Origin of the sequence: Microbacterium terregens, assembly GCF_039534975.1 — a bacterium.
Taxonomy (GTDB): domain Bacteria; phylum Actinomycetota; class Actinomycetes; order Actinomycetales; family Microbacteriaceae; genus Microbacterium; species Microbacterium terregens.
Genome location: NZ_BAAAWH010000001.1, coordinates 2,787,684 through 2,808,798 on the forward strand (window position 1 = coordinate 2,787,684; position 21,115 = coordinate 2,808,798).

Here is a 21,115-nt window from a genome sequence, read left to right on the forward strand (position 1 = left end):
CAAGCTGACAAGTAGCTCGATCTCACAAATCGGCACCGTGGGTTACGCGGATGTCCCACCTGAAATCGTCGACTTAACAATCCGGCGGGCGCCCTCACGATCAACAAATCTCTCCGCAAGAGTTGCGAATGCCATCGCGTTCGGCAGCGCGGCCGAAAACTTCAACCCGTCGACCGCCTGCGGTGCGATCTCCGGGAGCGTGCCCTCCACGACGACTCCGACAAGCACATCGTCACCGACCGCCGGCCCGAACCGGATCGTCTCGTTGTCCGCCGTAGCGCTCGCGGCGAACTCATCTGGCAGGGCCGCGAGCAACGTCGCATGCGCCTTCAGTCCTCCGAAGGACCAGAGCACCGACGACTTCTCGCCTCGCGCCAGCACCGATCCGTCCTCGGCGACCTGATTATGTCGAAGCGCCCGCACCTCGGCGAGTCGCGCCACCGCGCGCTGCGAGAGATTCACCTGCGGCTCCGCCCCGAGCAGCACATCCCGCCGCGCCCGGACCATCTCGAATGCCTCCGGTAGAGCCCCAGAGCCCCACCGAACCCGACCCTTGGTAAGGTCCTCCCGGACGACGACCACGTGTCGGTCCCAGTCGATCGACTCGACAACCCAGGAACGGCCGGCGAGCAATAGCGGCTTGCGCCCCTCGATGACGGGAGCTGTCAGCGAAAGCGGCGCGATCGACCCAATCTCACGCCGACCCTCGAGCACCTTCATCTCAAGATCAGCGATGAACGTTGACAGTAGCTCCATGAAGTGCCGCCGACCGAACTCGCGCTCGGCGCGGGGCCCGATGAAGAGCCATGGTCCGTCGACTGCGAGGAACTCTTCCTCGACGAGGTACTCCAGCACCTCGGGCGCGCTGTCCATCACGTGTGATCCCGCCCACCACTCAGCCCACGCCGCCCGCGCGAACCGCCCTTCCTGAAGTGCGAGCGCCAGCAGCTGCTGCGCGGCAATGTGCCGGGGCGATGGCGGCGGCACAACGGGCTCGACAAATCCGCTCCCCCACAGATGGAGCAACCCTGCAGCGCGCAGCAGCGTGTCGTTGTCGGCCGTAAGGAAAAGTGCGTTCCGCACCGTCCCAGCGCGGCGCCCGGTGCGCCCCAGCCGTTGCAGGAAGGAAGACACCGATCGAGGCGAGTCGAGCTGGATCATCCGATCCAGATCGCCGATGTCGATACCGAGTTCGAGCGTCGATGTCGCGACGATCACGCAGTTGCGACCCTCAGCGAATGCGCGTTCGCTGCGCCGCCGTTCGTCGACGGACAGGGAGGAGTGTGACACGTATGTCTCGACCCCATTGGTTCGCAGCGCAAACGCGAGCTCTTCCGCCTGCGCGCGCGACTCGCAGAACACGAGCCGCTTCTCGCCCAGGAACATCTGCGATAGCACCGTCGCCGCGTTGTCGACCGAACCGACAAAGTCGAGCGTCACTTCGGGCGCCTGCGCGAGCGATGCTTCGCCGATCACGACCCGCGTAGGAACACCCGCTGCGGAGTTCGAGCCCTGCAGCCAATGCAGGACCTCCTCCGGATTGCCGAGCGTCGCCGACAGCCCGATCCGCTGCACCCGCTGTCCGCTCAATCGCTGGAGACGCTCGAGTACCGCGACGAGATGCCAGCCACGATCGGATGCCGCCAATGCGTGCACCTCGTCGGCAATGAGCACACGCACCGACTGGAAGAACAAGTGGTGGTTCACACGACGGGAGACGAGCATCGCTTCGAGCGACTCGGGAGTGGTGAGCAGGATTTCGGGCGGATCACCCAGGATGCGGCGGCGTTCTCCGTCACCGATATCGCCGTGCCAGAGGGCGACCCGTCGACCTAGCCACGCTGCATACTGCTCGAGGCGAGGCAAAAGGTTGTTGAGCAGCGCCTTCAGCGGCGCAACGTAAATGACGCTGAGCCCCCGCCAGCCCTCATCGACCATCCGGGACAACACAGGGAAGGTAGCAGCCTCTGTCTTGCCTCCCGCGGTCGGCGCGATGAGCAGACAGTCGGCGCCTGATCGAACCGGCTCGATGGAGGCACGCTGCAGCGGTCGAAGGTCGTTCCAGCCGAGCGTGTTCGCGACGTGGTACTCGAGTGCCGCCGTGAGCTCGGTGACGTCAGACATCGATCTGGATGGCGTCGAGGCCGCCGGCGGCGGCGCGCTCGTCCGTGTTGAGTTCACCGTCGGCGACGATGACGGCTGATGCCTCAGCGGGCGTGTAATCCGGGAACTGCTCGATCTTGTCGAGCGTGTCGACGAGCTTGCGCAGGTACATTCTCGGTGCGACACCGACCTTTCCGCCGAGTCGTCCCGCGATCGTATCGGCGAGATTCGCGAGATAGTGATCGGTCACGAGCGCCTCGATTCGGACCGCTGCCGGGCTCCCGCCGGCGTAGATCTCACGAACGCGCTCGCCGAGTTCCTGCAGGCTTGCCCGCTGAAACCCGAGCAGCCTCACCTGCGGGGCGCGAGGGTTATCCCAGCGCGGATCCCCGCTGAAGTCCACACCGATGCGAGCCGCGAGCGGGGGAAGTCGCTGCACGCCCTGGGTCCCGTCGAAGAATGCGGGCGTTCCCGTGATGAGCACGTAAAGCCCGGGAAAGCGGCCGGCATCCACCTCATCGAGCAGCTGACGCAGAGCGTTCAGCGCCTTCTCGCGCACGTCGCTGCGCACCCGCTGCAGCGTCTCCACCTCGTCCAGCACCAGCACGAGGCCGCGGTAGTCCGTATCGCGGAGCACTGCGAGCAACCCCTGCATGAAGCCGAACGCCCCGAAGTGGTCGAGGTCTCCGCGGATCCCCGCTCCACGCCGGATCGCCGCAGCGACATGGGGCTGTCCGCCCAGCCAGGCAATGAGACCATCTGCGGTCTCAATTTCACCGCGGACAGTGGCCGCGTGATAGCCGCGCAGCGCCGCTGCGAACGCCGGGGCCGTACGGGAGACGACGGCGAGCCGCTGTTCCAACAGCTGCTGCGCATGCTCCGCGAGCGAGGCTCGGTCGACGGCGCTCGCGCCGGCGGCGACGGCGTCCTCCTCCAGCACGCGCAGCCACTCGTCGATCACTTCGCGGAAGGCGCTGGGTGCAGTGGATTCCGTGGCGAGGTTTTCGGTGACGCGCCGATAGATGGTCTCCAGACGATGAAGCGGAGTCTCGGTCTCCGAGATCTGCACCTCTGCGGTCGCGAAACCCCGCTGCTTCGCGGACTCGATGAGCCAACGCGCGAAGAACGTCTTCCCCGCGCCGTACTCACCCCGGACGGCCTTGAACACTGCGCCGCCCTCGGCGACGCCGTCCAACTCATCGCCGAGCGCATCCTGGAATCGATCGAGCCCAACCGCCATAATGTCCAGCCCGCGTTGGGGCACCGTTCCACGTCGCAGCGCATCGATGATCTCGCGTCGGCGACGGGGGCTCACGGTCGTCATCGCTGGCTCCCCAGTCCGAACTGCTCACGAAGCAGCGACTCATCGAGCGTGACGGTGACTTGATCAGCGTCGAGTTCGATGACGGGGTATCCATCTACGTTCAGCAGTCGACGCAAGGACGCTAGCAACCCCGGAAGAGACGTCGCCGCCACACCCGCCGCGACAGCGATCGTGTCACGGTGGGCGCGGCCGCCTCCTGCCAGAAGCGACGACACTATCGCTCGCACGGTCTGGTCCTCGATCGGATGCCGACCGCCATGGCGTTGCCTGTCCAGGTAGGTTTCGCTACTCACAAGCCGCTCGTCGAGAGCGACAGCGAGACTCGCAGCCGGTACAGCTGGAGTGGCGGGCAGTTCGTCAAAGAGCGCTGGCCCCGCTGGAGCCTGCTTGCGGGCGCGAGACTTCGCCGGTGCGACAGACACCACGGACTCCGCCCGCACAGGCTCGTTCCACCACACCGGCTCCTGCGGCGGTGCGTCTACCCAGCAGACAGGGTTCTCGACACCGTTCGGCTTGATCACGACGATCGGAATGGCGATCTCGGCCATCGCCGCGCCACCGTGATAGCCAGCCTTCTTGGCCGCGAATCGCACGCCGTCTGACACCGCGAGCACGCTCACGCCACCCGGCACGAGCACGCGCGGGCCGCTCACGAGCACCTCATCGCCCTGCACTGCCCCCGTAGCCGGGTCCCTGAATCGCGCGACTGCTCCGGGAGCACTGCGCAGCTCACTGCCTCGCTCAACCATGTGTCCGTGGTCGGAGGTCAAGATCACGATGCGCCCAGCGTCGCGCGCGGCCGCGAGCAGCGCCGACAGGTTGGCGATCTGATCGATGTGCCAGCGCAGAGAATCAACCTCGGCGGTCGCGAGCGCGTCGTCGATGGTGTTGAGCACGACGCCAACGAGCTTGCGTCCAGGGTCGGCGATGGCATCAGTGACGGTCGGCGGCAGCGCATGACCCGCGTCAGATCTCAAGTCGTCCTTGTGGAACACGATTCCGTGGGCCACCGCCGCGAAGCGGGATTTCTCGGTCTGTTGGTTGCCGCCACGCAGCTCCCCCGCAAACAGCGAGGTGCGTGAATACTCGGTGATCGTCGGCAGTGCGGCGACGGCGGCCCCGCGCCACGGGTTCGTCGACCGAACAATCTCTGACCAGCCACGGCCGGGCAATTCGGGTGCCAGCTCGGTCGCAGTGGCGAAGCTCATCCCGTCGAGCACAACGAGCAGCACATTGTGCTGCGCGGTGAGAGGCACGACAACCTGCGCCAACAGGTTCTCAACCCCCGGCACAGGACCGTCGGCACTTGCCGCGCCCGTAAGGAGGCCGGCGGCAATGCGGTCCTGCTCACGGCGCACCAGCTGCACGGTGTGAGCGAGCGCCCCATATGCCCGAGCGAGCGCAGCGTTGTGATCACCATCCCAAATGTCACCCAGCGCGCGCTCGACCCACGCACCGTCCGCCGCATACGCCTCAACGGCCGCAGAGAAGTTCGCGGGCGCCGTGCGCGGTTCGCTCAGCCACCGCACGAGCCGTACCGCCATCGCCGCGATCGGGAGCGACTGCGCGATGGTCGATGCGGCATGGTGCCGTTCAACGGTGGCGAAGGCGCGCTCGACCTCTGCCGCACCATCCGTGCCGGGCGAGGCCGCTGAGACTTCGATCGCTGCCGCCAGTGACGCAACGCGCACGCGCAGGCCCGCAGGCAGAAAGTCGGATGCCTCGGCGCCCGCCACCCAGTCAAGCTCCGCACAGAGAGCCTCCGCCTGCTCGAGCACCTCGCGCCCATGCGCATCGGCGAGCAGGCGCAGGGTAATCCGTCTCGACGCGTCGCCGAATCGCTGTGCGGCAGCTGCTGGCGCTCCGGTGCCGATGTATGGTTCGATCCGCACGCGCGCAGCCGCCGTCGGGCCATCCGGCGCACCTAAGCCAGAAGCCCACAGCTCGCCAACGACGAGCCCGATGGCAGTTACTGCGATGTGGCCACTGCCCACCGCCGCGCGCAGGGCGAGACCGAAGTGCGCGCCGATGTAGGTAGAGGCCGCACGGATCAGCGACTCGCGCGTTTCTGGAGCGAGCTCCCGGAGCCGTGCGCGTACACCCGGATCGTCGAGCGGCGTCAGGAAGGTGACCAGGTCAAGGTCATCGGGCCTGCTGAGTCCGAGCATCGCAACGATAAGTGACCGCACGACGTGGTCTGGAGTGAGAACCGCTCCGGGGGCCGGGGGAAAGCCACGATCCGGTCGCAACGACATCAGCAGTCCCGGCACCCATGCACCAAGATCGTGGACATGCCGCGGGACGATCTGGTCGCGCACGCCGAACAACCCGGGAACCATGCTCCATTCGTCGAGTTCACTCACCCGCTGACGATGAGCATCGAGCACCACCGCCGAACCGAGCTCGCGTTCAGTGAGCGATGTCAGCACCACGACGACTCCGTTATCGGGCGCAGCTCGCATCGCATCAAGCGCCGCCATGCCAGACACGCCTTCGACCACTCGCACAGGGGTGTCACGTACCACGATGACGGCCGGACCCGCCCACCTCGGCTGCCCTCGCACGAGCAACATGCGAGCCTGTCTGCGTGCCGACGAGAGCCATGCGTCGACGTACTGACGCAGGGCTGTCTCCGTGATGGTGGGGGCAGCCATGACTCAGTCGATCTTCCAGCTGATCGTGACGTTCATGCCAGCGCCCGCCTTGTCACCGATCTCGGTCCTCAACTCGGCGAGAACTTGATCGAGATCCGTCAACGGGACGTGGCGGACCCCAGATGATGCGGTCTCCTCAGGGGCCGGAGCTACTGGGGCCGGAGTCGCTGGCCCAGGCCCAACCGGCGCAGGTCCCGGTTGCACGACAAGCGCCCGCGCCCTCGCAGCAACGTCCTTCAACCTGGGCTCCAGCGGCACGACCGACTCGTCCACCGCCGCAGCCGTTCGCAGTTCGGCCAGCGCTGCTTCGAAGGACGCGTCTGCTCGGGACTGCGCAGCGGAGATGATGCCCCAATCGAGTCCGCTGAGTTCGCGCGCCAACCGGTCAGCAGAACCGAATGTGCGGCCGAATGCGCTTAGCTCCATCGGCAAATCGAACGTTGCGAGGGTCTCGATGAGGTCCTTGTCCGAGCGAGCTTTCGTCACCGCCATCACGAGACCGTCCACTCGCCGCGCCGTCGCCAGCCGTCCAGCTTCAGCCGTTGCCTCGACGCCAAGCACTGCAGCATGCCCATCTAGCTGCGCGACCAGATCCGCCACTGCACTCGCCGCTGCATTCGAGCGCACCGCGGCCGCGAATCTTGCGACGGCCCGCGGCGTCAGGTTCGTCTCAGGAGCAACCCCGAAGACTCCTCCAGCGCGCGTCTTCGCAACTTCCCAGTCCTCGCTCGTCGGAAGGTTGGCTTTTCGCGCGGCGGCGCCGTCCGGCAGCGACTGCAGGCTCGGTTGATCCACGCCGACGAACTCCCAGTTGCCGAGCGACGCCCATGTGAGCAGAACTGCATTCTCCATCATCGCGGTCATACCCCAGGCGCTGAGCTTGGACCGCAGCCCACCGACGGTGATCCCCGCGCCGAGCTCTCCCTCCCAGCGCGCGAAGTCCGCGGTCCATCCGAAGTGCGCAGCATCGACGACGACGACGTTCTCGTTGAGCGCTCCGAGACGCAACGGCACCACGATCTCACGCGCGAGCTTTTGCTCTGTCGAGCCGAGCCCTTGACGCCGTCCGCCCGCTTCGATCGTTGCCGTGACGAGGTCGAAAGCGTCCACGAGACGGCGGGGTGAAACTTCTTCGGCTCCGAGATCGGGGTGATTCGGAAACTCATGCTTCCAGGCCGTATCGAGCGCGTGCCGCAGACCCGCAAGAAGCGTACCGGTTGGCGGCGGGGCGATGATGAGTCCATCGATGAGCGGAGAGAATATCTGGTTCCCAGCGAGATCGGTGCCGACGTTGACATCATCCGGTGCGTTGACACCGTACGCCTGCCGCAGCGCCGTCGTCAGTCCCTCCCGAAGCGTGCGCTGCCGTGACTCCAACGTCTGCCTGGCCGGCCCTCTGTCGGCAAGCGGCAGGTGGTCGGAGTTCGCATCGAAGCGGCTGCCAGTGAGCAAGTAGTCCAGCAGAACGAGCTTGCCGAGGTCTTCCTGGCGAACCTCGGAGAGGAAGTTGGGAATCCAGGCGATCGTGTTCGCTGACCTCCCCTGCTCGCGCAGCTTCTGCAAACGGACGACGTCGTACGCCGGCGAGTAGGTGCCGCTGTCGTACGGGAAGTCGACGACGACGCGCCACTGGTCATCGCTGTGGATCAAGTCGCTGTCGAGCACTTCGGTGTCGTCGCGCACATTGCCGAACTTCACCGTCACCGAGCGCTTGTGGCCGCGCCACACGTGACCGAGCTGCAACCCGACAAGACTGACGGATGCCGCGGGCAGGCCCAGCTCGTCGGTGATGAGTCGACGCACGAGCTCACGCCTGGTCTGCAGATTGTCTTCGGTACTCACGCGCTCCAGGATCGAGTCATAGTCGACGCCGCTAAGGGTGGCAGTGATGATCGGATCATGCCCGTCACCGATGCTGATCTCGCCGAACTCGGTCGCCCACTGGCGCACCGTGCCGAGTACCTGGCCAGCTTCATCGCCGGGAATGAAGGCCGAGATGGTGCCCCAGTTGAGTGCGGCGAGCTTCGCGGCGGTGAGGTTCGCGAGCGACCGCGCCTCTGGGGCGAGTGAAGCAATGAGCACGGTCTTCGCGAGGCGATCTTCCGTGACGAACGGATGCCCGCGGTCGAGGTCGGTGGCCTGGCTTTCGGTGAGCCCGTGCTTGCGCAGCAGGTACGGCCGCATCTTGTCACGGTAGAACTTGGCCGAGACGGCGAAGTGCCGCTTCATCTCTTCGGTGAGCGGCTGCGATCCGCCGAGAACGATGGGTGTGTATAGATCGCCAACCGGAATGACGTCGCGGACCAGCAAGCTGTCTCGGCCATCGCTGAGCAGTTCGGCCATGAGCTTGAGGGCGGTGCGCTCGCGCTGCATGAGAGTCGACAGCGCCACCATCGTGTCGACGAGAGCGGGGCTGAACGGGTAAACGTCAGCGAATGCTTTCTCGTCGGAATTCGCCTCGTCGGAGAGTAGATACCCCCACGCCGCGTAGTCGCGCTTGACCTCGGCGAGCGCCGTCGCAAGGGTGAGTTTCGCCTCCGCATCGATGGGGCGAAGGAGTCTCTGCTTGACGATCTTGGGAAGGTCGGCGGCGTGCAAGCGGATCTTATCGAATCGGTCTTCCCAGTACGCGAACAGTTGGCCCTGGGCGACTCGTTGCGCGCCCGCGACGTGCGTCCCGAGGAAGTCGCGCAGATCACGCTGGCGCGCAAGAAACGACGTGATCGGAATCGGGAGGTTGGCGGCCGCGTTTTCGGCGAGCTGGACAACCTTTTCGATCTCGTTCTGCACCCATGCCTGGTCGGCGAGGTGTTGGCCGAGCCAGAGCACGATCTCGTCGATAAGGAGGACGAGCCCCTGGTAACCAAGGCTCTTCGCGTGCGCTGTCAGCGCGCGAAGACCGTCGGCCATGGGCAACCACTCACCGGCGCGGACGGACGAGGAGTAGTACGCCGACACGAGGTCACCGACAAGACGTTCCCGATCGGCATTCCCCGGCTCAGAGCTCGCGGCCGCATCAAAGGTCTGCGGGTCCCACGCCGAGCCCAAGTCACCCCACGCAGAGTCCCCTCCGCCGAGCCCATCGAAGAATGACTCGTCTCCCATGCGCTCGCGCAGGGTGCGCGCGTCAGCGAGCAGCCCGTCGCTCACATGCAAAACGGGAGGCGGAGCGTCGGGATGCTTCACTGCGATCGTGGTGAGATAGCCACCAAACAGCGCGTCTTCGAAGGACTTCGCTCCAAGAAGGTTGTAGTCCAGCACGAGCAGACGACGTTCGAGTGTCTCTTGCCGCGCCGCAACGACCGCTTCAAGGCCCGGGATCTGCCGTGCCCCGATGTCACCCGAGAGCAACAGGTGCAGCACCGCCATGTAGTGCGACTTACCGGAACCGAACGATCCATCCAGGAACGCACCGCGCGATGACTGCCTGCTGAGCGAGCCGGCGACGAGGTCTAGTCCTTCGCCGACCGCCTCGGCGATCGCGTCGGTGACGACGTAGTCGCGGATGGTCTGCTCGTGTCGAGCAACGCTCTCGTCGAGCTTGATGACGAAGTCCGCCGCTTCGACCCGTTTTGGCAGATCGATAAGCTCGCGCAGCGGAGAGTTGAGCGTGAAGGTCATGCCTTCTTCCTTCCACGGGTTGCGGGTGCGGGTCGCCACGCGAGAACAGTGTCGGCACCAATGCCCAGGCGACCGAGCAGCGCGGTGGTGGCGCCGGAGATGGCGGATGCCGGGCTCACACCTGATCGTGCGTCGATATCACTGTGCCACTGGTCGAGCCACGGCTGAAGTTCGAGCAGCGCTCCGACGAGCGGCATAACCTGATCGTCCGGCGCGGCGGCGCGAGACAGGTCGTTGGCGAGTCGTGCGATCGCCTGCCCTCGTTCCGCGTGGTCCCAACGGGCCCAGCCATACAGCTCGGTAGTGTCGTCAGCGAGTCGCGACCCAGGGAACGAAAGGAACCGCTCTTTGGGAACGTCCAGCTTGCCCCGCGCCGACCAGTAGCTCGGCCTCAAGAAGTCCGCCTGCCCGTACTTGGGCGGCACAGGAATATCCACCTTCTCGCCCCGATCCTCTGCACGCTGCAGCTCCCAGGTGTGCTGCCACGCACGGAACTTCTCGATACCGGCCGGTTTGTACCGCAGCGGCGCGAACGCCGGTACCGCCTCGCCCACGAGGAGTTTGCCGACCTCGATCGTCAAGTCGAAGTCCTGCGACCCCGTGTGAAGTGTGAGCAGCTCACGGAATCGCTCGTCGTGACGCAGATCATCCGCGACCTGCGCCGCGGAGCGGATGAGCGGGCGTCCGGAGCCATCGCTCCAAACATCGGTCGCCTCCAGCTGGTCCAGGAGCGCGGTTTTGACCGCGTCGGCAAGCAACTCTTCCCACGTGGCTCCAGCCCACCGACGCTTGTACTCGGGGCGCTCCAGGAGCCGGAGAGAGGGGTCCTCTTGAATCGCCAAGTATCGATCCATCCAGAGCTCGAAGTACCACTTTGGCCACTGCGCGGGCGGACCGGCGGCGTTCGCTGCCCGGCGATGCCGCTCGAACCAGGCCGTGTTCTCCCAGCCCGGTACGGCGCCTCGAGCTAGTCCCACATCCATAACCCGCTCATTCGGGTCGATGGGGACGAGCTCGGATACTTCTGGTGCGAGCGCAGGATCAGCGAGCCCATAGGCTACGTATGTTCGCCAATCGACCTCTTCTTGTAGCGCGACCATCTCGCGGCCCAGTCGGAGCCATTCGCACTTCGAACGTTGAAGATCTAAACGGCCCGCCGCGCCAACGACTGCAGCTGGGGCGACCGTGCCGCGCACGCGAGCCAACTCGTCGATCTGGCGCGCGAGATCACCAGTCGTGTTTTGCGCTGGAAGAGGGAATTCCTGCAGCTTTGTCGAAGTGAATTCATAGAAGCGCTCCCACTCCTGGTCGGCGATTCCGCCGCCGATTCCGCCATTCCCCTTGTCGTGGCTCACTTGTTTGAGCCAGAAGCAGGCGGTGGATGAGTTGAGAACGCCGAGCAGGTCGTAGTGGTCGTCCTCGGTAGCGCCCTCCGGCAGCTTGATCACCGGCGCCGACTGCTTGAACACCTTCCCGCCCCGGTCGAGCACGAAGTGATTGTGCGTAGCGACAAAGGCGAACGTGATCGACAGTGGCGTTGCGTACCGCGCCGGAACCCAGCGATACCACGCCCACCATGCGCCATCGGCGTTCGCCACAACCTCACCATCAAAACCACGGGTCGAGCGAAGCGACATCCGGTATGACCACAGATGCCGCGCCCACGCAGTGGAAGCATCGAGTGGCACCGGTGACGAGTCTGCTTGACGCGGGGCAAGTGCGACGACGCCTCCTTGAACTGTCCAATCACGGACATACTCTCCGAGCACAAGGTCCTTTCCGACATGGCGGGAGTCGACATGCCGCAAGAACCAAGCTCGGTCGAGAAAAAACGGCTCATCGTTTCCGGGGAAGCTTGCGAAGCCAATCGGCATTGGTAGATGGTTGCGAAGAACGGTTGTCGAAGCTCCTTCAATCGCCACCTTCAGCTCCGCGGCCCCGCCTCCCGACAGGGACCACGGGAATGACGCGAAATCCTCCCTTCTGACATCTGCAACCGACACGAACCTGCCACCGTATCCGGGTAACTCAAGATGATCGACGATGTCCCGCCACACGAGACCATTTGCGGGATCACTGGGCTTTTCTGGCTCGCCTCTTACCCCAAGAACAGCTCGAATGACATCGCTTTGTGGCTTTCGCGGACGGCCGACGAGAATCGCCGTCGGCGTCCCATGGCCAGGGACGTGCGCGCCTGACGTATCGATGATGTGGCTCAACTCAACGTAGTCCGGCGAGATACCTGTGTACTGCCCCGACAGGAAGTTTTGGATCAGCTTCTTGCCAAACTCTCGCTTCATGAAAGAGTTGGAGGTGATCTGGCCGACGTAACCGGCGCCACCACCTTCTGCCCTCCGCGCGAGCCGGAAGAGGAGTTCCATGAAAGGTACCGACAGTGCATAGGTGCCAGAGCACGTCGAATAGAACTCCCGGTACCGTCGATTAAGGGCGCGGTCCTTCACTGTTATGTACGGCGGGTTCGCGACCACCACGTGGTACTGCCCGGGCGCCAGAATGTTCGCGTGCTCCTGCAGGTCCTCTGCCTGGTAGGCGAAATATTCGCCGTCCCCCATATCGAGCTTCGCTTTTGGGCTGTACCCGCCAAGCAGTGAGTCACCGATGGCCAGGTGGTATCGGAACGCCGGCGCTGCAGCGAGTGTGGGTATCCCGGCGGCCTTGATCGCCGCGACGGTGAGACGGAAGCGTGCGATCGCGATCGCGAACGGGTTGATGTCGACACCATAGATCGAATCGAGCGCGCGTTGGGCGCGATCGCCCTTGTCGAGCCCTGGCGCGGTCGTGCTCCACTTGGCCATGAGCCGATTGAACGCGCCGAGCAGGAAGTGTCCCGAACCGCATGCAGGGTCGATCACTTTGAGGCCCGTGAGCCCGAACTCCTTGATCGCTGGAGTGAGTGTCAGGTCAAGGATGAACTGCTCGACGAACACGGGCGTCTGCAACAGCGCATAGGTCTTCTTCGCGTGATCGGAGAGGTCTTGGTACAGGTCGCCCAGAAAGCGCGTGTCGAGATCGGGGTCGCTGAAGTCATGGATGAGCGTGCCCTCGGGCGTCGTCCGCCGGAAGAACGTCAGCAGACCGTCCGACGCGGTCGCCGAGATCTCGGAGTGCCACACCGCCGAGTGCGCCCGGTCGACCAACGGGGCGCCCGCGGGCAAGTCGGCGAGGGTGGCGAATGCCCGCTGCAGCCAATCGCGTGACGTCATCGTCGGCGCTGCGGCGTAGAAGGCTGCTTCGTTCTCGACCGCTCGTTCCAGCCCATCGCCGGGTGCCGCGATCCACGGCTGCGCAACGGCCCGACCATCCTTGGTTGCGCCGAGGAGCAGCCTGTTGTCCTCGCTGAACCGGATGAAGACGGTCGCGATGATCCATGCCACACCGGCTTGGGCGACCTCGCCGTTGCGCCAGTCGATCCACGCGAGTCCGGTGCGCTCCTTGGCCTGAGCCCGCTGATACTCGTCGCGTAGCCGTGCGCCCCAAACGGAGTAGCCGTCTTCGGCGCGCACGCGCAGGTCAGCCTCGAGCGCTTTGAGTTCACGCTTGAGGTCGGCAAGAAGTGCGGCTGAATCGATCACGAGGTATCGGCCTTTCGGGTGAGCGCGGGGGCCGTATCGTGCAGTGCGATCGACGGAGATTCGGGTGCCGCCGCGGAGGTTGCTACGGCGACAGCATCGGGAGCGAGTTCCAGCCAACCATCGGCACCGTAGGGCATGGGCACGCCATCGAGGTCGGGCGTGCCACCCGACAGCGGGCGAGGGAGCACGAACCAGCGCGCCGCCGCGCGCTGAGTCGACATATCCATCACGGTGTTGATCAGATCTGCCAGTCCCAAGCGTGCCAACACTGCGGTGTTGACGAAGACGGTCGGCTGCGAAAGCGCCATCAGTTCGTCCCACACCGGGGTAATCGCAATGCGCGCAAGCTGGTGCAGGTTACGGCGGTCTTTGGCGCCGGCATCCTGAGCGTCGGCATTAAGCACCGTCTGCCACTGGATGTTCCGTTCACTGGCGGCCTTGCGCAGAGCGTCGAGAGCGACATCCGCCAGATCAACCACGCGCAGGTCGTATCCGTACGAGAGCATCGCCGTCGCCACCGACACCGGGCGACGCCGAGAGACAACCAGTACCAGCGCGCTACGATCGCGGACTGACGCTTGCAACCGTGCCGCGACGGCGGGGTCCCCGGCCGCGCGTCCCCACGTCGTCGACGACCCGGTCGCGGTACCGGATGCCGCTTCAGCCGTGCGCATCGCGTACTTGCCAAGGTCGGCGCGCCACTCCAGGTACGGCATCGCTGCCCGTACCGCACTGTCGAGTGCCGGGCGGGAAGGGATGCTGTCAACCGCGGGGAAGCGCGCGCGCACCCGCTGCTCGATCGTCACGATGGCGAGTTCGCGTGTCGCGGCCGAGCGAAGTGCAAACGCAATTGCTCGCTCAGGCGAAAGCGTCGAACGATACGCCTCACCCATCGACGACATCCGTCCGCCATTCGACAGCCCGATGGCGAGTTGTGCAACGCGTGCATCACTCAACCGCAGTGGCTGGCTCGCATCCCCCCGCACCTCCTCCCGGAGCCGCGACGCCGTCACCACGTCATCTGTCGCGAGTAGCGAATCGACAGTCGCGGCGCGGTGCAGGAGCGACTCAAGGTGTGCCTCCGCATCGTCGAAACTCAGACCGGAACCGTCGTCGGGCGCGTACGCAACGACGATGCGCGTGCGGTCGGCCGCACGCTGGAAAACGAACTTAGGCTCACGGTAACGGGCATCCAGCTCGAGGATCGCCTGCACAACAGCCGTTGCGACCTTCGTACGCTTCATCTCCTCGTCGATCGTCGATCCATATTCGCGCAGCAGTTTCGCGGCGAGTTCGTCGACCGTCGCGATCCCCTCGAGGTCGCGGAGCCACCGGGCCACATCATCCGCTGCGGTCCTGAGTGTTCCGCCCTTGCGCAACCTCTTGAATCGATCTTCCGGCGACTCGCCCGGCTTGGCCGAAATCGCGTTCAGGAACGTCTCTACGGCAGCGCGACCGGCGACCGGCGGAACTTCAGTGGTCGTATGGGCGAGCCGCTCTCGCCACTCCCTGATGCGGGAGCTGATCTCGCGACGCACCTGTTCGCCACTGCCACGGATCTGATTGATGACCATCGGGGGTACGCCGAGAAGCTCACCCACGGTCGTCGCGTTGACGCGTGCTACAACCGACAAAGCACGGGCGCTGAGTCCTGCCTCGGCGAGTGTGGTGTCAAGAGACGCGGCCCCGGCCCGAGCATCGTTCGCCTCGGCTGCATCGTCGTCGAGGATCGCGCCCACGAGCGCGGTTTCCCACGCCGCGCGCATCGCGTCGAGCGACGGATGCCGGTCCTTCGCTTCCGGAAAGAGCGCAGTCTGGAAGAAGGCCACCAGTCCGTCGGTGACACCCTTGTCGAACATGCTCGCCTGAACAATCGGGGCATCCACTGCGCTTTCTGGCGCATCCCCCGATTGCCACCAGACCTGGTCACCCGACGCGAGCTCAAAGAGTGTCGCGGCGATTGCGAACCGCTCGGCAGCTGAGTCGTACTGGCGCCGAGTGCCAGCGCCGAGATACGGGTCGAGGTAGGGCCGCGATCCCGACCGCGTGTTCGCCAACGGCTCCTCAGAGAGGGAGAAGTCGAACAGCGTGAGGCGGGGTTTGCGGTTGCCTGGATCAGGTTTCACTGCGAGGTTCGAGGGCTTGATGTCGCGGTGGAACACTCCCCGGCCTTCGAGGTGCGCCACCATCTCGAACAGGTCGGCCCCGTAGCGCTCCAGCTGCTCGATCGTCGCGCGACCCTCGAGACGGATGCGATCGGCGAGCGTCTCGACACCAGCATCCGTCAGCAGTAGCCCTTGCCGGTTGCCGACAGGAAGCGGGCCGTCCAACCGTTTGACGATGCGGGGGTGGTCGAGTCGGTCGAGCACCGACGCCTCAGTCTGCAATCGCGCGGCCGCCGCGTCATCCTTGGCGAGTTTGAGGATGTCGCCCTCGCGCCCGGTCTCGTAGTCGAGCACTTCGAGCGCCACGCCGGTCGAACCCGCACCGCGGCGACGCGCGATCTCGAAGCGTCCGCCGATGATCTCGCCCACCGATGCATCGAGCGGGTCTGATAGCGCAGCGACCGGCTCATCCTCGCGTGTCTCTCGACGAGCGTCCTCGAACCCCGACTGGAACTCGGCGATGTCGAGCGTGCGGTGTATTTCGTCGAAAGCCGCCGCTTGGGCGACGACCGCGGCGAGCCGATCCGAGATCTCCGGCATGACCGCGCGTGGGTCAAGACCTGAGGCACCCGATGCCACCAGGGACTCCAGCGCCGGAAGGTTCATTGCTGGCGGGCGGCCAGTCAGGACGGTGAAAGCGACAGCGCCCACGCCATAGACATCGAGCGTCTGCGCCGACGCTGGGGTGGCGTTTCGCAGAGTCTCGGGTGCGAGGTAGAGGAGGGCGGCCGAATCGACCACGCCCACGAGATCGGTGATGCCCCGCGAGACGACCGTTGCGGGCGTGGTTTCGGAGTCTGGGCGTCGCGCGAGATCCCAGTCACGAATGCGCACGGCGACAGTTCCGTCGGAAGCATCCTTCACCCGTACGCTGACCGGAGACAGTGCACGATGGGTGAGTCGCTGGCCGTGCGCGAACCGCACGAGCTCGGCAAGCTCTTGAACGATGCGCTCACGCGCGTCGAACGTCAGGTCGTCGGCGTGGCGGGTGAGGTACTCGTCGAGACTGAGTTCGTCAGCGTCATGCGCGAAGACGAGCGCGGCCCCCTCTTCGGGGGTCAACAGTTCGCGGGGACCGATGATGCCCGGATGGTCGATGCCATCCGTGAGTCTGAACTCACGTCGCGCGCGCAGATCGACCGCAGCACGCGTCTCGCGGTCCGCCCCCTTCGGGTAGGGGAACAGGCGGATGCGACGCTTGGTTCCTGCCACCGGGTGCGTGACGAGATAGTCCTGCCATCCCGGTCCATCGCCGAGCGGCTCACCGGAATCGAGCGCGTACTGGCCGATCATGCGCTGCTTCGCTCGGGGCATCAGGCCCGCGGCATCCATGAGCGCATCAATCGCCTTCGCCTGCGTTCCATCGATCGGGTGTGATGCAGTCTGGGCCAGGAGCTGGGAGAACTGAGCGTCGGCGGCGAGCCCTCTCACGCGGAAACTGTCAAGGGCCCACACATGCTCGGCACCGAACTGGTCGAGCCTGACTTTCGAGTCACGCCCGTGCAATACAACGGCTTCGTTGACGAACGGGACCGTGTACGGCGGCGCGCCGGCCCGATCGGCGAGATCCTTGAGAACGCTCGCCAGTCGTTTCGCCTTATCGTTCGCGAGCTTGCGCGGATTCGGGTGACGCCTGCCCGCGTGAAACCAGTCCCGCTGGTTTCCGGTGATGTCCCCGTGCCAGCCCTTGAGTTCGACGATGTATAGACCTGCACGCGTGAGAAGGAGAACATCAACCTCGTGGAGCCGACCATCGTGGTCGGTGAAGGTGACGTTCGCCCAGGCACGGGCGATCCCGTCGTCGGGGAGTAGTTCGCGAACCTTGGCGAGCGCTTCGGCCTCCTGCGCCTGCGCGGCATCGCCCATCACGCGCCACAGTGGGGAGTCTGTCCTCATCCACGCCTCACTCGTCGCCGACCCGCGTCTTTGCTGAGCAGCCGCAGCAAGGCAGTAAGAATCGAAGCGACTGCGGGTCCCTCTAGCCTATCGATCCGGCTTGACGTCCTAGGACGCAACGTGTCATAGGAACACGTAGCAGCAAGACCGCTGAACGACTCACGGCTGGTACGGCTCGACGTGCGCGACGTGATGCGGCAACTGCGCCGGTCTTTTTTGTGGCCGGAGTTTTCGCCCTTGGAGCCAAGGCAAGGTTCGGGACTCAGCGGTTTGGTGTCTGTCGCCGAGACGGTCACGCGAGGACGGCCGCATACGCTGGAGTGACGTCGATGCCGTCTCGCTCGGCGGTCAGCATTCGAAGCAGGTGACCGTTGACGTGGGGCGACCATCGTGACGATGCCTCGACCTGCTGCGGTGTCATCTCACGAGCCCACAACAAGCCATACGATGATGCATCCAGAACTAGCAGAGAGGCGACGTCGAAGTCGAAAGACCGAAACACGGAGAAAACCGCACTGGGGCTGGTGCCCGGCCCGACGGTCCGCGCCTTCACCTGCACACGTCGACCATCGCTCGCCGTAAGGTCGTAGGACTTCGCAGAGTTCGGAGCGAGTTGGCCGCCGTAAACGTCCAAAGCCACATACTCGGCGTAGTCGCCGAGCGGCGCGTTCCCAGTGCGTACGACATCCCGTGCGCGGAGTTCCGCAAGGATTGCTGCGTACCGGCCGAGGAGATCCGCGGTCGAGAACCCGGCGAGCGGCCGATCGGCTGACTTGGCCAGCTCTTGAGTCACGAGGCCTATTTGTTCGTCCGTGAGGTTCCACCTAGACACATCTGGTGGGAGGCTCCCAGAATGCGCTCGCAAGACCTCACGCACCCGCTTCGGAGAAACATCGAGCCGCTTCGCTACGTCATTTGGCGTCGTCACCATATCGTCACGGTAGCGCTGAAAGCGTCTAAACCGCGCTCGCTACACGAATCCCTCATCGACGAGCGTCGTCCGGTCTGCTGTGATCACGTAAGCGCGCCCCGAGCCGCGGACAACGCGGCTCCAACTCTCGACGTGCAGCCGCTGCTTCACAAGCTTCACCACGAAGCCGCCATACATCCCAGGAATCGGGAACCACACCTCGTCATCACGCTCAGCGAGACACAAAACATCGAGGTGGCGGATCTCGACGCGCGGCTCGAGTACCTCGCCGACGGCTTCCTCAACGAGCACTGCAAGGCGGCGACTCATCGCGACCGCGTCATCGGCGGAGAGCGCGACGTTGTAGATAGGCACGAGCGCATCCGCCAGCGTATCGAAGCCACGTTCACGCGCAATGTCGACGGGTCGGCGGCCAACGGAGTCTCGGAGGGAACGCCACGCGCCCCGATCCAGGAGAGCTCGGACGACATCCTCCGGAGCACCGAACCACGCCGCTTGATGAAGCGGCCCGAACCAGCTCGAGCCTGAGACACGCCAATCATTCGCTGCAGGCGTGAACCTCATGTCGCCGTCAAGCGCCGCCAGAACTGCGGGCCAATCTCCCACCTTCGCTCTGTTCGCCAGTCGATCGCGAGCCTCGACCAAGCTCGGGTTGTAGGCGGTGCGGGGAATGAGAACACCTGGCCACTCGATTACGTCCTTCTCCGACACGATCCTCCTGAAGGTAATTCGATCCCACCGCGGAAATCTACATCCCGACGGCATCCCGGCCAGGTACGACTTGTGATCTGAAACACTCACCTTTGACGGTTGTGTGGCCCGAGTCACCGTTCGGAGTGGCCGAAGGATCTAACTGAGCAACATGGAGAATGGACTCATGAACGATCTCTTGTCGGTCTTCGACAGCGATGGTACCGAATCCACCGAGAATCGGCCGCTTCTCATGACCGCGCATCAACGCGCCGAGATCAGGTCGCTCTTCGCGAAGCTGGGACTCGAAACGGCCGACCTCCAGTTCGACTTCGCCGCTGAACTAACAGGAGTGAGAATCGCGTCGGTGGGTGAGCTGGAGGCCACCACCGCTCAACGGCTCATTGAAGGCCTGCATCGCCGCATCCACAACATGGGCCGCACGACAACCGGCAACTCTTGGGATGATCGCGAAGAGGACACCTGGATCGACCGCCTCTAGTCTTCGGCCGCGTGGCAATCTACGCGAGTGCGTGCGTCCCCCGGTCAGCGACTGAGGCCCAGCTGCCGGAGTTCGCGTTCAGGTCTCCGGCCGCTCCGACATTCAGCCCGTAGGCGATCGGGCGCGGCGGAGTGCCGGGACCGTGAAATAGCGCAGGAACGGAGCGCAGCGGAGGACCGAGCTTATGTCGCGAAAGCCCGGAACGGAGACGCGATCGATCGCTACACTCTCGGCGTCGGAGGGACGCGCTCCTCTCCCCTAACGCAAGTTGACGACGTTCTCCGTCATCTATCCACATCTGTCGTCGACGGCGTTGACGGCGCCCAATCAGTGTCGGACACTGGCCCGATACTGACCATCAAGCCGGCACGAGCGGAGGTCGAGATGGGCAGCATCACTTCGTACGAAACGGTGAAGGGCCGCCGCTACCGCGTTCGCTACCGCAAGCCTGATCGCACCGAAACGCAGAAGCGCGGCTTCACGACGATGCGCGAGGCGAAGCTCTACCTGTCCATGGTCACCGTGTCCAAGTCGAAGGGCGAGTACATCGATCCCGTGGCGTCGCGGGTGCCGGTCCGGATGTTCGCCGACAGCTGGCTCCGGTCGAAGCAGCCGCCGATGTCGAAGCCTTCGTACTAGACGCTTGAGCGGGCGTGGAAGAACCACGTCGCTCCAGTCTGGGCAGACAGGGAGATCTGGTCGATCCGGCGGTCTGAAGTTCAGGACTGGGTGTCAGAGCTCGCGACGGAGAAGTCGCGCACGGTCGTCCTTCGCGCGCTGGGAGTCCTCGCAGGCATCCTCGATGTCGCCATCGATGATCGTCGCCTTGCGAACAATCCGGCGCGACACATCCGCAATCTCCCTCGGAGCGGACCAGGCAAGCGCCGCGTCTATCTCTCGCACGACCAGGTGGCGACGTTGGCGGCATGCTCGGCGTATCCGACAATGGTCCTCACCTTGGCCTACACCGGCCTGCGCTGGGGCGAGGCGACCGGGCTGCGCGTGCGGAGTGTGAATCGACTGCGTCGACGCTTCGTGATCGAGGAGAACGCGGTGATGATCGCCTACGAGATCCACGTCGGCACGCCCAAGACCCACGAGAAGCGCTCGGTCCCTTACCCGGAGCGCCTCGCTCCGATGATTGAACAGGCTTGCGCCGGCAAGGGCCCGGAAGGACTGCTCTTCGGCGACGGCGTCAACCACATGCGCAACTCAGGCGCACAGGGATGGTTCGCGAACGCGGTCCGCCGCGCGCAGGCTGTGGACCCATCGATCCCGCGGCTGACGCCTCACGACCTCCGCCACACCGCCGCGTCGCTCGCCATCAGCTCGGGCGCGAACGTGAAGGCCGTGCAGCGCATGCTCGGGCACGCGTCGGCGGCCATGACGCTCGACACCTACGCCGACCTCTTCGACGACGATCTGGATGCCGTCGCATCGCGCCTCAACGACGCAATGCCGCTCGTGGCGCTGCCGGCGGGTCCGCAGACCCGCTACCGCCAGCCGAAGTGATCGCAGAGAGCAGATTGCTCAGTTTTCCGACGCGGCGCGAGACGCTCAAAGTGCTCGTTTTCGGCGTTCGGAGACGCCGGACGCAGCGCTGCGAAGGGCCTTGTCGTCGGCTCACAGCTTTCTC

The 21,115-nt window shown here is 65.0% G+C and carries 9 protein-coding genes and 1 pseudogene; 2 read left to right on the plus strand and 8 right to left on the minus strand.

All coding sequences use genetic code 11. The annotated features are described in order from the left end of the window. Positions 1-42: 42 nt before the first annotated feature. The 8 genes from ABD655_RS12955 to ABD655_RS12990 form a co-directional block, all read right to left on the minus strand. A complete protein-coding gene (locus ABD655_RS12955; RefSeq protein ID WP_344714526.1) occupies positions 43-2,124 on the minus strand; it encodes a DEAD/DEAH box helicase in 2,082 nt (693 codons plus the stop codon). After that, positions 2,117-3,427, minus strand: a complete 1,311-nt coding sequence (brxD, locus tag ABD655_RS12960) for a BREX system ATP-binding protein BrxD (protein ID WP_344714527.1) — start codon at positions 3,425-3,427, stop codon at positions 2,117-2,119. Before brxD ends, ABD655_RS12955 begins: the two co-directional genes overlap by 8 nt. Beyond that, positions 3,424-6,081, minus strand: coding sequence for a BREX-2 system phosphatase PglZ (pglZ, locus tag ABD655_RS12965; RefSeq protein WP_344714529.1), 2,658 nt, complete (start codon positions 6,079-6,081; stop codon positions 3,424-3,426). Before pglZ ends, brxD begins: the two co-directional genes overlap by 4 nt. Positions 6,082-6,084: 3 nt before the next feature. Then, positions 6,085-9,450, minus strand: coding sequence for a BREX-2 system ATPase PglY family protein (locus tag ABD655_RS12970; protein WP_344714531.1), 3,366 nt, complete (start codon positions 9,448-9,450; stop codon positions 6,085-6,087). Between the two features lie 248 nt (positions 9,451-9,698). Next, positions 9,699-13,295: a BREX-2 system adenine-specific DNA-methyltransferase PglX gene (gene pglX, locus ABD655_RS12975; protein WP_344714533.1), complete on the minus strand. Its 3,597-nt coding sequence runs from the start codon at positions 13,293-13,295 to the stop codon at positions 9,699-9,701. Then, positions 13,292-17,326, minus strand: a complete 4,035-nt coding sequence (locus ABD655_RS12980; protein WP_344714535.1) for a protein kinase domain-containing protein — start codon at positions 17,324-17,326, stop codon at positions 13,292-13,294. The genes pglX and ABD655_RS12980 overlap by 4 nt, the downstream gene beginning before the upstream one ends. Positions 17,327-17,648: 322 nt before the next feature. Continuing rightward, positions 17,649-18,287: a DUF6998 domain-containing protein gene (locus ABD655_RS12985; RefSeq protein ID WP_344714537.1), complete on the minus strand. Its 639-nt coding sequence runs from the start codon at positions 18,285-18,287 to the stop codon at positions 17,649-17,651. A gap of 39 nt (positions 18,288-18,326) precedes the next feature. Continuing rightward, positions 18,327-18,998 (minus strand): ankyrin repeat domain-containing protein, encoded by a 672-nt coding sequence (locus ABD655_RS12990; RefSeq protein WP_344714538.1) that lies wholly within the window; start codon positions 18,996-18,998, stop codon positions 18,327-18,329. Between the two features lie 166 nt (positions 18,999-19,164). Between ABD655_RS12990 and ABD655_RS12995 the strand changes: the two genes are divergently transcribed. Next, a complete protein-coding gene (locus tag ABD655_RS12995) occupies positions 19,165-19,479 on the plus strand; it encodes a hypothetical protein (RefSeq protein WP_344714539.1) in 315 nt (104 codons plus the stop codon). A gap of 384 nt (positions 19,480-19,863) precedes the next feature. Then, positions 19,864-20,991: pseudogene (locus ABD655_RS13005) on the plus strand (tyrosine-type recombinase/integrase). The last annotated feature ends 124 nt before the right edge of the window (positions 20,992-21,115 follow it).

Excerpts from the sequence above, each read along its gene's own strand:
- ABD655_RS12955 (WP_344714526.1), bottom strand. The coding sequence starts at position 2,124 with ATGTCTGACGTCACCGAGCTCACGGCGGCACTCGAGTACCACGTCGCG.
- ABD655_RS12985 (WP_344714537.1), bottom strand. The coding sequence starts at position 18,287 with ATGGTGACGACGCCAAATGACGTAGCGAAGCGGCTCGATGTTTCTCCG.
- ABD655_RS12970 (WP_344714531.1), bottom strand. The coding sequence starts at position 9,450 with ATGGCGGTGCTGCACCTGTTGCTCTCGGGTGACATCGGGGCACGGCAG.
- ABD655_RS12995 (WP_344714539.1), top strand. The coding sequence starts at position 19,165 with ATGAACGATCTCTTGTCGGTCTTCGACAGCGATGGTACCGAATCCACC.
- ABD655_RS12980 (WP_344714535.1), bottom strand. The coding sequence starts at position 17,326 with ATGGGCGATGCCGCGCAGGCGCAGGAGGCCGAAGCGCTCGCCAAGGTT.
- pglZ (WP_344714529.1), bottom strand. The coding sequence starts at position 6,081 with ATGGCTGCCCCCACCATCACGGAGACAGCCCTGCGTCAGTACGTCGAC.
- brxD (WP_344714527.1), bottom strand. The coding sequence starts at position 3,427 with ATGACGACCGTGAGCCCCCGTCGCCGACGCGAGATCATCGATGCGCTG.